Source organism: Alteromonas sp. RW2A1, from assembly GCF_001886475.1.
GTDB classification, from domain to species: Bacteria; Pseudomonadota; Gammaproteobacteria; order Enterobacterales; family Alteromonadaceae; genus Alteromonas; species Alteromonas hispanica.
Window position 1 is genome coordinate 509,059 of sequence record NZ_CP018031.1, and the last position, 12,669, is coordinate 521,727.

12 protein-coding genes are annotated in these 12,669 nt (G+C 44.7%); 3 read left to right on the plus strand and 9 right to left on the minus strand.

Going from position 1 to position 12,669, the window contains the following annotated elements; all coding sequences use genetic code 11:
• The first annotated feature begins 365 nt into the window (after positions 1-365).
• Together BM528_RS02265 and yghU are read left to right on the plus strand one after the other, a co-directional pair.
• Positions 366-1,340, plus strand: coding sequence for a DUF4382 domain-containing protein (locus BM528_RS02265; protein WP_071978480.1), 975 nt, complete (start codon positions 366-368; stop codon positions 1,338-1,340).
• Between the two features lie 196 nt (positions 1,341-1,536).
• Positions 1,537-2,391: a glutathione-dependent disulfide-bond oxidoreductase gene (gene yghU / locus BM528_RS02270; RefSeq protein WP_071978481.1), complete on the plus strand. Its 855-nt coding sequence runs from the start codon at positions 1,537-1,539 to the stop codon at positions 2,389-2,391.
• A gap of 79 nt (positions 2,392-2,470) precedes the next feature.
• Here yghU and BM528_RS02275 read toward each other — a convergent pair whose 3' ends face one another.
• From BM528_RS02275 to argC, 8 genes are all read right to left on the minus strand, one after another.
• On the minus strand, positions 2,471-3,010 hold the full coding sequence (locus tag BM528_RS02275) for a hypothetical protein (protein ID WP_071978482.1): 540 nt from the start codon (positions 3,008-3,010) through the stop codon (positions 2,471-2,473).
• A gap of 201 nt (positions 3,011-3,211) precedes the next feature.
• Positions 3,212-3,826: a TetR/AcrR family transcriptional regulator gene (locus BM528_RS02280; RefSeq protein WP_071978483.1), complete on the minus strand. Its 615-nt coding sequence runs from the start codon at positions 3,824-3,826 to the stop codon at positions 3,212-3,214.
• A 137-nt stretch (positions 3,827-3,963) separates the two neighbouring features.
• The gene (argA, locus tag BM528_RS02285; protein WP_071978484.1) at positions 3,964-5,274 is read right to left on the minus strand and encodes an amino-acid N-acetyltransferase; all 1,311 of its coding nucleotides are present in this window, start codon (positions 5,272-5,274) and stop codon (positions 3,964-3,966) included.
• 14 nt (positions 5,275-5,288) lie between these two features.
• A complete protein-coding gene (argH, locus tag BM528_RS02290) occupies positions 5,289-6,671 on the minus strand; it encodes an argininosuccinate lyase (RefSeq protein WP_071978485.1) in 1,383 nt (460 codons plus the stop codon).
• 15 nt (positions 6,672-6,686) lie between these two features.
• Complete coding sequence (locus tag BM528_RS02295; protein ID WP_071978486.1) at positions 6,687-7,892, minus strand: argininosuccinate synthase; 1,206 nt, start codon at positions 7,890-7,892, stop codon at positions 6,687-6,689.
• 14 nt (positions 7,893-7,906) lie between these two features.
• Positions 7,907-8,818, minus strand: a complete 912-nt coding sequence (locus tag BM528_RS02300; RefSeq protein ID WP_071978487.1) for an ornithine carbamoyltransferase — start codon at positions 8,816-8,818, stop codon at positions 7,907-7,909.
• Positions 8,819-8,838: 20 nt separating this feature from the next.
• Complete coding sequence (gene argB, locus BM528_RS02305; RefSeq protein WP_071978488.1) at positions 8,839-9,621, minus strand: acetylglutamate kinase; 783 nt, start codon at positions 9,619-9,621, stop codon at positions 8,839-8,841.
• The gene (gene argC / locus BM528_RS02310) at positions 9,618-10,631 is read right to left on the minus strand and encodes an N-acetyl-gamma-glutamyl-phosphate reductase (RefSeq protein WP_071978489.1); all 1,014 of its coding nucleotides are present in this window, start codon (positions 10,629-10,631) and stop codon (positions 9,618-9,620) included. Before argC ends, argB begins: the two co-directional genes overlap by 4 nt.
• Before the next feature lie 561 nt (positions 10,632-11,192).
• Here argC and BM528_RS02315 point away from each other — a divergent pair.
• A complete protein-coding gene (locus BM528_RS02315) occupies positions 11,193-11,603 on the plus strand; it encodes a methylglyoxal synthase (protein ID WP_071978490.1) in 411 nt (136 codons plus the stop codon).
• Between the two features lie 95 nt (positions 11,604-11,698).
• Here the strand turns inward: BM528_RS02315 and BM528_RS02320 are convergent, their stop codons facing one another.
• Positions 11,699-12,604, minus strand: coding sequence for a Spy/CpxP family protein refolding chaperone (locus tag BM528_RS02320; RefSeq protein WP_071978491.1), 906 nt, complete (start codon positions 12,602-12,604; stop codon positions 11,699-11,701).
• Positions 12,605-12,669 lie beyond the last annotated feature (65 nt).

A 12,669-nucleotide genomic window follows, 5' to 3' on the forward strand; every position in this document is an offset into this window, starting at 1 on the left:
GTGAATCGAAGACAGCTTTAGCCTAATGCCTTTTTAATCGCTGTTACGCAACTTTAATTCCCCCACCGTGTAAACCTGTTGCCGAAGTGCAACATTTTCCCATCTCTTTTATTTCTACTCGTTCAAAAATGTTATTAAGGTAATGAAATTATTGGCTATTTTATTTTTGGCGCAATAATTGATATCAATTGATATTGATAAAACACATTCATTAGACGTTTACTGGTTACAGTTAGTCAACCAGCAAATAAAAAACAAATAGCCTAAGAATGAGCGAATGCGAAGAAAAGCGTTGTGGATGAAGCTCCAACGTTCAACTATTTCAACAGCGTTTCTAAACTGCGGGCAATAAAAAAGGTACTTCTATGAAAAAGTCTAAACTATCTTCTCTGGCACTCTTCAATAAGTATATAATCTACTTGCCACTCGTTGTCGCTACCAGCGCAGTCTTGAGTGCATGTGGAGGTTCTTCTGACGATTCTTCTGATGTATCACCTACAACCACAGGCTTCTCTCTTGCCGTTTCTGATGCGCCAGTAGACAGTGCGTCAGAAGTTGTTGTTGTGTTCGATGAGGTTGAGCTTACTGGTGACGGAGCGCCCATTAGATTTGATGTACAAGACGAGAATGGAGATCCTCGCAGCATTGACTTATTAACATTGCCCGGCAGTCAATTTGAGACCATTGTTGCAGAAACAGCGATTCCTACAGGCGCTTACAGCCAGCTAAGGCTTAGCGTAACGTCAGACTCGTATATCGTGACAGAAGAGGGCACATTTTCTATTCGTGTCCCTAGTGGTGAATTGAAGCTCGATGGTTTCACCGCTCAGCCAGGTTTTGACGCCGCCTACACCGTAGAGTTTGATTTAAGAAAAAGTTTGGTCGATCCAGTCGGACAGCCTGTCATTATGCTGAAGCCAAGGGGCGTACGGCTAGTTCTTAACGATGATGTTGGGACATTGGAAGGAAGCATAACCCCAACATTACTCGACGATGAACAATGTGCATCAAAAATGGATTTGTTTATGGGCAATGCCGTTTATCTCTACGAAGGCGAACAGAGCTCAATCAATAGCTTAGGCGACGATGCGGATGAAGGTGCAGATGACAGCGAAGTGCGTCCATTTGCTATTGTGCCAGTTACCTATGACGACGTTACGCAGGCATATAATTTTACAGCAGGTTTTGTTCCCCAGGGCGAGTATACCGCAAGCTTTTCGTGCACGGCTTTATTTGACGAGCCGGAAACTGATGAAGATGAAGTAGACGGTTTCTCTCTCCAGACCCTCGATATTACAACTGTGGTTGCAGGTGAAACTACTACGCTCGACATAGAATAGCGCTAAAAAGGCTTTAATGGTTTGCGTGCAAAGGACTGTGCGCCTTTTATGTCAGTAAGCCTGAAACCTTGTTTGCTGGTCGAAGGGATTGAGCTTTAGAGCTTTAAAAGTTGTTTTTAACTATCAATAAGTACGTTAATACACCTACTGCCGTTAAGCTGCGAGTAGGTCACAACCACTATGATAAGGAGAAGCAATGTCGACATCAGACAACTACAGCCCACCGAAAGTATGGTCGCAGGATGAAGATGATGGTAATAAATGGGCCAGCATCAATCGTCCTGTTTCTGGCGCGACTCACGACAAAGAACGTGAAACAGGCAATCATGGTTTTCAACTTTATTCTTTAGCCACGCCCAACGGACAGAAAGTCACCATTATGCTGGAAGAGTTGTTGGCGGCTGGTGTCAGTAACGCAGAGTACGACGCTTGGTTAATTAATATCGGTGAGGGCGATCAATTTTCTTCAGGCTTTGTGGACGTAAACCCAAACAGTAAAATTCCCGCGTTAGTAGACACAACGACAACGCCGGAAACAAAGCTTTTTGAATCGGGCTCTATATTGATGTATCTGGCCGACAAGTTCGATATGTTTATACCCAAAGAGCCCCATGAAAAAGTGGAATGCATGAACTGGTTGTTTTGGCAGGTGGGCAGCGCGCCTTATCTTGGTGGCGGGTTTGGTCACTTTTATAGTTACGCGCCATATCCAATGGAATACCCGATTAACCGTTTTACCATGGAAACGAAGCGACAGCTTGATGTGTTAGACAAGCATTTGGCTAATAATGAATATATGGCAGGAAGTGAGTACAGTATTGCAGATATAGCTATCTGGCCATGGTACGGGAACCTTGTACTGGGCAATTTGTACGATGCTGCTACATTCCTTAAAGTTCATGAGTATCAGCATTTGCTCAACTGGGCTCAAAAAATAGAACAGCGAGCGGCCGTAAAGAGGGGGCGTATTGTCAACAAAACCTGGGGCGAGGACGGACAGTTAGCAAACCGCCACAGCGCAACAGATGTGGATAACGCATTAAAACAGTAGTACTAACTATCGTTTAGAGTATAAAGGTCAAGCGCATTCTGTAATAAATAAGCGCCGCTTGCTAAATGAGCGCCGCTTGCTAAATGAGTGTCGCTTGGCTTTTGTAATATGCGCGTTTAAGGGGAGTAAGGTCCCAGTCTTTGAGCTCAACCTCAAAAGAAAAGTCTCCCACATCTCCCTGCCAGTTTTGGTCGGGTTCGGCAGGCCAAGTTTTCATAAATACAAACTTTCCTCGCAAACAGTGCAGTACGTCCACCGACTCTTCTCCAGAGGATGAATGGTAACGTGTTTCGCTTATCACGCTGCCTTCTTGGCAAGGCGAATCAAAAAATATAAACCCTCTGAAGCGACCTGCATCGCTAATGGTAACAAGGGCGGCATATTTATCGTTGCTATACACTTTGCGTATTGCCGGCAATTCACCTTCTACATACTTAATTTGCAGCCTAAGTGCTTCGTTATACCACTCCCATCCTTGACTACCCATGTAGGTGAGCTCTTCCTTTTTGCTGTGGGCACGCCAAACAGTCTGGTAGGAATATGCAGCACTGATAATTATTGTGGCAACAATAAATAAAAAGGTCGCAATTAATAGCGTTCGAGATGTGTTGAGGCGCATAAACTAACAGCCCTTTAATAGCGTTATGATTTTGATAATCAAATAGTCATTACGTTAACCGCATAAAGACGGTTTGCCACGAGCAAAAGCTAAAGGGAATTTAATTAACGTGGTAAAGAAAACCGAGGGACTAGCCCTCGGTACGAATTCAACATTGTGCCTATTGTCGTTCTTGTATTCGCCGCATAATCAGTGTTTAGATTATTGGGTTGCGGCTATGGCATAAACGTGAAGTCTAATTGCTTGCAGCGCACGGTCTTTCCACGGTAAGGAATAAGAAGTTTTCTGACCGTCAGACCGTGATTCGGAAGCAGAAGAGTTGTAGGCAAAAATACCTGTATCGTTTAACGAAACAAAGCCATGGATAAGAGCCAATATGTGGCTTGCACTTGCACTGCCTTTCTCTGGAGTTGGAAACTTTTTATGTATGGGAAGTGTCAGTGACGAAAGTTTGTGTGTAATTTGATTAAATGCTGTAGCTGCTTCTTCGGATGGTATGCATTCATGTGCAGTTGGGTTGAATACAAGCCGATAGTAAGCACCATGACTCACTGAGAAATCAAGTAGCCGTTCGCTTGCTTCAAGAATTTTATCGGAATCTGTTTTCCCGGTTACTCCCTCTATTTCATTAAGCAGTAACTCACAGCCTTTTATGTAAAGCGCATTGAGTAAACCTTGCTTACCTTTGAAGTGACTATAAATTCCAATAGTAGATAGTCCAGCCCGCTGGGCTACTGTTCTTACGCTAAGTGCCTCTAAACCGCTTTCTTCAAATAAGGCTGTGGCAGCCGCTACAATTTTTTCTTTGTTGTGCATAAAAGCAAACCATCCAATAAACAGTGAGATACAAATCGACAAGTAATGTCATAACACAGTTATGATTATAGGATGGAATTTTAAGGTTTGCCTTTTTTGAAGTATTGGTAAGCTTTTGTAAGGATCAGTTCGTCATTTTACACAGATAGCGTAAATACTTTTGAATTGCGCTGGAAATTATAAAGCTCCTTTTTAACTTCCGGTAATGCACTTATATCAGCTGGTTCAAACCCTTGTTCTAAAAACCAATGAGCAGTAACCGTGGTGAGAACGAATATACTATTAATACCGGCTTCTTTGGCTCGTGAACGTACCTCTTCGAGTATCCGTTCTCCTCGGTTTTTACCGCGGTAGTCTGGATGGGTTGCCACACACGCAAGCTCTGCACATTCATCTTCTGGATATAAATATAGCGCGGCACACGCGATAATCATTCCATCTCTTACAATGATAATGAATTGGTTAATTTCATTTTCTAAGCGCTCTCTAGAGCGTTTTACAAGTACGCCACTGTCTTCTAGCGGTTTGATGAGATTAAGTATGCCGCCTACATCGTCTATGGTAGCTGCGCGCAACTGCTCATAGTGGTGCTCCATAACCAGAGAACCCGTACCGTCTCGGGTAAATAGCTCCTGTAGCAACGCGCCGTCATTTTCGTAGCTAATGCAATGGGCTCTTGGTACACCGGCTGAAACGCTAGTGGTTAACGCGCTCAGCACAGTTTGCTCTGTGGTTATATCGCCACTCATTATCATTTTTTCTAGCTGAGGACGTTCTATAGTACGAAGAAGCTTTCCGCTGCTGTTATACACGCCATCATAGTTTGAAAACACGATAAGCTTATCGGCTTTTAGCGTAATCGCTGCCTGAGTTGCCACATCTTCATGAGATAAGTTAAAGACTTCTCCCGTCGATGAGTACCCCATTGGTGAGAGCAGCACGATAGAACCGTCGTTTAAATGATCATTAATGCCAGTAATATCGATTCGTCGTACTTGGCCTGTGTTCTCAAAGTCGACTCCGTTGCGAACGCCCATGGGCTTAGCAACGACTAAATTTCCTGAGCAAACACGAATTTGAGCGCCGTGCATTGGTGAATTGGGTAACCCCATGGTGAGAAGGGCTTCTACCTGAGAGCGTACCGAGCCTGCAGCATCTTTAACGCATTCAAGGGTTTGTTTGTCAGTAATACGTACGCCTTGTTCAAAGCGGCTTTCGATATTTCTGAGGGCCACACGCTGGTCTATTTGAGGCCTTGCACCATGCACCACAACAACCCTAACCCCTAAGCTGTTTAATAGTGCAATATCGTGAATAATATTTGGAAAATTTGGATGTTCGATGGCTTCGCCACCGAACATCAATACAAAGGTCTTTCCCTGGTGAGCATTTATATAAGGCAACGAACTGCGAAACAGTTTTATGCCATCGTGATGCGCTAATACCATGTAAGTATTTTCCTTTACCCTTGATTGTCCAAACTTTCTAGCTCTTTATACAGTGCTTTTGTTACTGTTTCTTTGCTGGTTCCACCTAAAATATTGCGTTGATTTACGCCGTACTCTAATTGGAGCACTGGATAGACATCTTCCTCAATCTTGTCGCATATTTCGCGTAAGTCAGCTAACGGAAGATCTTCAATAGCACAGCCATTATCAATAGCTTTAAGCACTACGCGGCCTGCAATATCGTGCCCAGTTCTGAACGGCACACCTTTACCCACCAAGTAATCGGCAAGCTCAGTGGCATTTGAAAAGCCCTGGGTTGCAGCAAAGCGACAGCGCTCTTCGTTTAGTTGCAAAGAGTCGAGCACTTCACTAGCGATGCATAGACAAATATGCCACTGATTTACAGCATCTATAGCGCCTTCTTTGTCTTCCTGCATGTCTTTATTGTAGGCAAGAGGTAAACCTTTCATGGTAACCAGTAATGCTTGAAGTGAGCCAAATACACGACCGCACTTGCCGCGCATTAACTCTAGCGCATCTGGGTTTTTCTTCTGTGGCATAAGCGACGAGCCTGATGTCACGCTATCGCCTAATTGCAGGAAACCTGCTTCACCTGAGTTGTAGAAAATCATATCTTCCGCCAGGCGAGATAAGTGCATCATGCTAGTACTTGCAACAAACAAAAGCTCAAGTACAAAGTCTCTATCAGATACCGCATCAAGACTGTTAAGGCACGGAGAATCGAAGCCCAATTCGTCAGCAATGGCGTATCTGTCTACCGGGAAGGTGGTTCCGGCTAATGCCCCAGAGCCAAGAGGACACTGGTTCATGCGCGTTTTTAAGTCGTCAAGACGGCTTAAATCACGCTTTAGCATTTCAACATAAGCTAAACACCAGTGCGCAAAGTGAATAGGCTGTGCCCGCTGTAAATGAGTATAGCCTGGAATAATGGCTTCTTGGTGTCGGCTTGCTGCATTGAGCAGCGACTTGATCACGCCAAGCACATCAGTGCGAAGTGAGGCGATGTGCTCGCGCACCCACAGGCGAAAATCGGTGGCTACCTGATCGTTTCGGCTGCGTCCAGTATGCAATTTTCTGCCAATGTCACCTAACTTTTCGATAAGCGCAGCTTCAACAAAACTGTGAATATCTTCTTCATCAGAGGCATCAAAATCTAACTCGCCGGCATCAGCTTTTGCCTTAAGCTCAACAAGCGCAGCTTCTAACTGCTGCTGCTCGTCTTGAGATAAAACGCCCGCCTTTTGCAAGGCTCGAGACCAGCTTATTGAGCCCTGAATATCTTGGCTTGCCATTACACGATCGAACGGCAATGAGTCGTTCACCTGTTTAAACATACTGCTTGCACCGGATTCAAACCGGCCACCCCACAACGCCATGTGATACTCCTATTATTAACCTTGGTTTTTTAATGCTTCAATGCGACTTGAAAGACTGAATAGGCGAATAAACCCTTCAGCGTGCTTCTGGTCGTAAACATCATCGGCACCAAAGGTAGCAAAGTCTTCAGAGTACAGGCTGTTCGGCGAGCGGCGCTGCGTAACAGTGGCTTGACCCTTATATAGCTTCACAACGATATCGCCAGTAACTTTTTGAGCGAAAGAAGCAGCACCGGCAAGTAACGCATCGTTAAGTGCAGTAAACCAGCGGCCGTCGTACATTACATGGGAAAACTCTAGGCCAATTTGCTCGCGGTATTTAAGCGCGGCTTTATCAAGAACCATGGTTTCAAGGGCTTTATATGCCTTAAGTAATACAGTGCCCCCTGGAGTTTCATAGCAGCCACGAGACTTCATACCTACCAAACGATTTTCTACAATATCAATACGTCCTACGCCATGAGCTGCAGCGACATTGTTAAGTTTTACCAACGCTTGGTAAGGAGAGAGTGCTTCGCCGTCAACATGCGTTAATCTGCCCTCGTTGAAAGATAGGCTTACGCGTTCAGGTTTATCAGGTGCATCTTCTGGATCTACTGTCATAGTCCACACACCTTTTGTGGGCTCCTGCCACGGATCTTCTAGCTCGCCGCCTTCGTGAGAAATATGCCATGCGTTTGCGTCACGGCTATAAATTTTGGTGGCTGAGGCCGTTGTAGCTATGTTGCGCTCGGCAAGGTAATCAAGTAAATCTTCACGGCTTACCATGTCCCATTCGCGCCAAGGTGCTATTACGGTTAAGTCAGGGGCTAAGGCTGCAAATGTGCTTTCGAAACGCACCTGGTCGTTACCTTTACCGGTACAACCATGGCAAAGTGCGTCCGCACCTACTTTTCGAGCCACTTCTACTTGGGCTTTAGCTATTACGGGACGCGCCATAGAGGTTCCTAGAAGGTATTCACCCTCATAAACAGCACCTGTAGTGATGGTAGGAAATATATAGTCGTTAACAAATTCTTCTTTCAAATCGACAATGTGACATTCACTGGCACCAGAGGCGATAGCTTTTTCATGTAAGCCTTCTAGCTCATCGTCACCTTGACCAACGTCAGCGGCAAACGCCACTACTTCACAGTTATAGTTTTCTTTTAACCATGGAATAATTGCTGAGGTATCAAGGCCGCCTGAATACGCCAGTACGATTTTTTTAACATTTTGCATCTAAGTGAGTCCTCTTAGGCACTGAGTAATTGAGTAAGGATGGCATTTTGGCCATGCATTCTGTTTTCGGCTTGCTGCATTAATAACGATTTATCGCTATCAATGAGAGAGCCGGTAATTTCTAAGTCGCGATGGGCTGGTTGGCAATGCATAACATAGCTTGCTCCCGAGGCCTCCATTAAGGCTTCGTTGACTTGATAAGGCATAAAAGTCGCTTTAATGTCTTCAAGGGGCGTATCGTCACCCATCGACAGCCATGTATCGGTATAGATAACATCAGCTCCATTTGCCGCCTCTAACTCTTGGCTCTCAACAATGGTTGCGCCGGTTTTAGCTGCTAATGTTTTTGCGTGAGCGACAACGTCGGCATCGGCTTCGTGTCCTTTCGGTGTAATAACAACTTGGTTGCAACCTAAAAGTGCACCAACAATCAAAAGCGAGTGCGTTACATTGTTACCGTCGCCTATGTAAGCCATAGTCAGACCTTTAGTTTTGCCAAAGCGCTCAAACATTGTAAGGTAATCGGCTAGGCCCTGACACGGGTGATATTTATCGCAAAGTGCATTAACCACAGGTACGTTTGCCGCTTCGGCATAAGTCTCTAAGGTAGTGTGAGAAAATACACGCGCTACAATAGCATCAGCCCAGCATGCAAGATTGGCTGCGGTATCTACGGAATCTTCACGACCAGCTAGTTTACCCGACTGCACATCGAGATATACCATGTGGCCGCCTAGCTTATTAATGCCAATATCAAAGCTCACTCTGGTACGAAGCGACGGTTTCTCAAAAAGCGCAACAATCGACTTGCCTTTGAGCACGTTGCTATAACTTGCTGGGGCTTGTTTTATTTCCACTGCAAGTTGAAGTAACTTTTCCATTGCCTCTGGTGTCCAATTGGCAAAGGTTAATAAATCCTGTTTCATTCTGTGTCTCCTGAGACGCCTTATACTGGCGCTATCTCGTTGGGTAAAATTTGTGTACCCGTATTTTTATTGAGTATGTCTGCTATGTCGGCGGTCCAGCTCGCAATATATACCGCACGGGCTAGCGTTTGAGCTGACTGCAAAGCCGCATCTACTTTCACCTTCATGCCATCAGTTATCACGCCGTTATTCGCGTGTTGCGTAATGGCATGTGCATCTAAAGCTGGAATGAGTGCTTTGTTAGCATCAAGCACTCCATCAACGTTGGATAGCAGCAACAGCTCGGCGTCGAGTAATTCGGCAATGACTGTTGCGGCTTGATCGGCGTTAATATTGAGCAGTCGTCCCTGTGCACTTGAACCTATTGAACTAATAACCGGAAGGACAGACTGGGCCAATATGCTTTTTAGAAACGTGGCATCAGCAGTTGCAGGTGCGCCAACGGCACCGTATTTGTCTGCCAACGGCTTACACACCACCATATTGCCATCAAGAAGGGATAAGCCAACAGGTGTTAACCCTGTTGCCAAAGCGGCTGCACATAGTTGCTTGTTGGCCGAGCCTGCCAATGCACCACAAATGTAAGGCATGTGCTCATCTGGCGTTACCCTAAGCCCGTCTATCTTAGTACTGCTTAACCCAAGACTTGCCATAAGTGTCTCAACTAATGGTCCACCGCCGTGCACCACCACAACGTGTCGACTTTTTTGTACTTCCTTTATACTCAAAAATAATCGTGTCATTGCTGGCGCGTCATCTAACAATGCGCCGCCAACTTTTATGACAATGGGGGAACGGCTCATAGTACTAACCCTGTTTCTACTGGCTGTTTGGTCATAATGTTCACGCACTGAATAGCCTGCGACGCAGCGCCTTTCATTACGTTGTCAATTGCTGAAGTGATAACGGCATAGCCTGAAGCCTCATCAAGCTTCCAATGCAAATCGACGAACGGCGAGTGCGCAACATCATCGATTTTCGGGAAGCTGTTGCGCAAACGAACAATAGGCTTATCAGCATAGGCAGCTTTATACACTTCATCAAGTTGGGCTTGCTTTATGCCAGGTTTCACTTTCACAGTGATGGTAGCAAGAATACCGCGCTTAAAATTACCTAAGTGGGGAGTGAATATAACAGGCGTGCCTAAATAGGCTTCAATTTCTGGGGTATGACGATGACCTAGCACGCCATAAGCGTGCAAACTGACTTCAAAAAAGCTGGTGGTTAAATTCGCTTTTCTACCCGCACCCGACACACCCGATACGGCATTAATAACAGGGCGTACCGCTTTGTCTAGCAACTGGTTTTCACACAGAGGCTTGAGTGCCGTTAAGCTGGCCGTTGGGTAGCAGCCTGGCACCGCGATAATTTTTGCCGGCTGAATATCTGAACAATACCATTCGGCTAAGCCGTAAACCGCTTGTTCTAAGCTGTCTTTTTGTAAATGAGGAAATCCATAAAAATCTTCGAACACCTGGGTGTCTTTTAGCCTGAATGCACCTGATAAATCGAGCACCTTTGCGGAACCCGAAGTGAGTATGGGCATCCAGTCGTGGCTTGCCTCATGGGGAGTAGCCAAAAATATAAAGTCCACACTATTAGCCAGCGTCTCTAGTACTTCATCGTTAATAGGAAGCAGAGTTGCGTCGACGTGGGCGAGGTTTCCATGCAGTTCACCAATAGACTTATGTGCATCGGCGCTGTTTGATGAAACATATGTACCCTTGAGCACGAGTTCAGGGTGCTGCTGAACTAATTGGACAAGTTGTGCCCCTGTGTAACCACTGGCACCAATAATTGAAACGTTATACATAATAAATTTATTCAAAATAAAGGAAAAAAATCACTTTTTACCTTTGTAAACTGATTGGGCGTCTATTGCCTAACCTCGACCACATTACAAAGGTAAAAAGTGTGCTACTGCAAAAGCATAGATTAGAACGAGTGTCGTCGCTCGCTATGCAACGTGTAGCTAGCCAGGGGAGAGGTAAACTTTGTTACGCGGTTTGCCTTAAAAAACACCACGTGAGTTGATGTTGTCATCATTAATTCCTGTCTTACGTCACTTTTTCAAAAAAGTGCGTGTGCTTTAACCGTGGATAAGTGTACCTATTTTGAATTTATATGCAATATTAATGTATAAATATTTTATTTGTATTCATCTTACGACCCAAAAGAGCAGCTAAATAAGCGAATTCATATATTACATTGCAAACTGTTACAGATGTTTGACAACTGTTCACGCCCTTGTGAATATTTATACAAAAATAACTTTGCTGAATTTTGCTTCTTAAACGTGCAAGTACGCTGTACACTTTCTATGGAGTAATAAACGCAGTTAAACCGTTTTTCAAAATAAAAGGCAAATCTGGTAATGAGTAAGCTAACACTGGCGCTAGTGGCCCATGATCACAAGAAACCTGAATTATTGGTTTGGGCTAAACAACATCAAAACGTATTAGAGCAGTGTCATCTGGTTGCTACTGGAACAACTGGAGGCTTAGTAGCCGATGAAACCGGGCTTGAGGTACAGCGTTTTAAAAGTGGGCCTCTAGGTGGCGACCAGCAAATTGGCGCGCTAATCGCAGAAAATAAACTCGATGCATTATTCTTCTTTTGGGACCCGCTAAATGCTGCCCCTCACGATCCTGATGTGAAAGCTCTGCTGAGGTTATGCTCGGTTTGGAATGTGCCTGTGGCCTGTACACCGGCAACTGCTGATTTAATCATTACTTCTCCGCTGTTTCTATCACCCGATTACAAACCAGTGAAGCCAAGTTTTTAGGCAGCAAAACGTTAAATAGCCGAGCGTTAACTCGGCTATTTGCTTTTTACTTTCAATAATTTAAATGAAATCTGAAAAGTACAGGCGTCATGCAGTTAGTTTAGTAACTCCATCAATCCTCGGGCTTCTCGTCTATTGCTTTTTAACGCATTTTTTTGGTCGTCGGTTAAAACCGCAAGCATAGCTTTTTTAGATTTAACCTTGTCTAAAGCTGCAGAAACTAATTCATCCTCATATTGAGCGGCAATCGCGAGGAACGCTTCCTCAGTAAAGTTATCACTTTTTATCAACTCACGCTGAGCGTGTTTAAATGCTTTAAACGTTTCTCGATGTAAGGCGCGGTTTTCTTTTTGCGTCTCACGAATATCAGCTATCGCCGCTTTTTGTTCTTCTGAGAGTGTAATGTTATCAAAGAATTCAATGTCCATATTTTGCGCTGGCCCACGAGCAAAATCATGAGCAGACCCGCGTCTTTGCCCTTCATAACTGTCGTGACGCTCTTGGTAAGAGCCACCACGCCTTTCACGGGCACTAGTAAGCATTTCCTGTCGCATATCCTCTCGCTTTTCTTTGAACGCTTGATGACGCTGATTGAGTGTCGCCTGTTGCTCAGCGGTCAATACATTAAATATATCGTGTTGTAGCGCGGCCACTGCGAGGTGCTTTTTCGTCTGCTTGGCAATGCGCTGCTTAATAATTTCGATAAGCTCTGCGTCGGTTGCCTCAACAAGCGCCTGCCTATCAAACCCATTGTGTTTTCTATCTTCCTTTCTTGCTCTTCTAGAGTTCGCTGTCTCTTCTTTAAAGGTTGCAATGAGTGACTTAACTTCGTCTTTTTGCGCGTCAGTGAGAGAAAGCCCACGCAATTGTTTAACCATGTTTTTAACTGAAGATTTCACTGTATCATGGTGATGCATCTCGCTGCCGTGTGGCTTGGCATAGGCAAAGCTGCCAATGCCTACTGTTGCAATAATCGCTGAAGCAATAAGTAGCTTTTTCATAATCGTCTCCTTTTGTTTCGACAATATGAGATTAGTCTTTTACTGCGCGCAAATCCGTCAGCAAA

Excerpts from the sequence above, each read along its gene's own strand:
- BM528_RS02265 (WP_071978480.1), top strand. The coding sequence starts at position 366 with ATGAAAAAGTCTAAACTATCTTCTCTGGCACTCTTCAATAAGTATATA.
- yghU (WP_071978481.1), top strand. The coding sequence starts at position 1,537 with ATGTCGACATCAGACAACTACAGCCCACCGAAAGTATGGTCGCAGGAT.
- BM528_RS02275 (WP_071978482.1), bottom strand. The coding sequence starts at position 3,010 with ATGCGCCTCAACACATCTCGAACGCTATTAATTGCGACCTTTTTATTT.
- BM528_RS02280 (WP_071978483.1), bottom strand. The coding sequence starts at position 3,826 with ATGCACAACAAAGAAAAAATTGTAGCGGCTGCCACAGCCTTATTTGAA.
- argA (WP_071978484.1), bottom strand. The coding sequence starts at position 5,274 with ATGGTATTAGCGCATCACGATGGCATAAAACTGTTTCGCAGTTCGTTG.
- argH (WP_071978485.1), bottom strand. The coding sequence starts at position 6,671 with ATGGCGTTGTGGGGTGGCCGGTTTGAATCCGGTGCAAGCAGTATGTTT.
- BM528_RS02295 (WP_071978486.1), bottom strand. The coding sequence starts at position 7,892 with ATGCAAAATGTTAAAAAAATCGTACTGGCGTATTCAGGCGGCCTTGAT.
- BM528_RS02300 (WP_071978487.1), bottom strand. The coding sequence starts at position 8,818 with ATGAAACAGGATTTATTAACCTTTGCCAATTGGACACCAGAGGCAATG.
- argB (WP_071978488.1), bottom strand. The coding sequence starts at position 9,621 with ATGAGCCGTTCCCCCATTGTCATAAAAGTTGGCGGCGCATTGTTAGAT.
- argC (WP_071978489.1), bottom strand. The coding sequence starts at position 10,631 with ATGTATAACGTTTCAATTATTGGTGCCAGTGGTTACACAGGGGCACAA.
- BM528_RS02315 (WP_071978490.1), top strand. The coding sequence starts at position 11,193 with ATGAGTAAGCTAACACTGGCGCTAGTGGCCCATGATCACAAGAAACCT.
- BM528_RS02320 (WP_071978491.1), bottom strand. The coding sequence starts at position 12,604 with ATGAAAAAGCTACTTATTGCTTCAGCGATTATTGCAACAGTAGGCATT.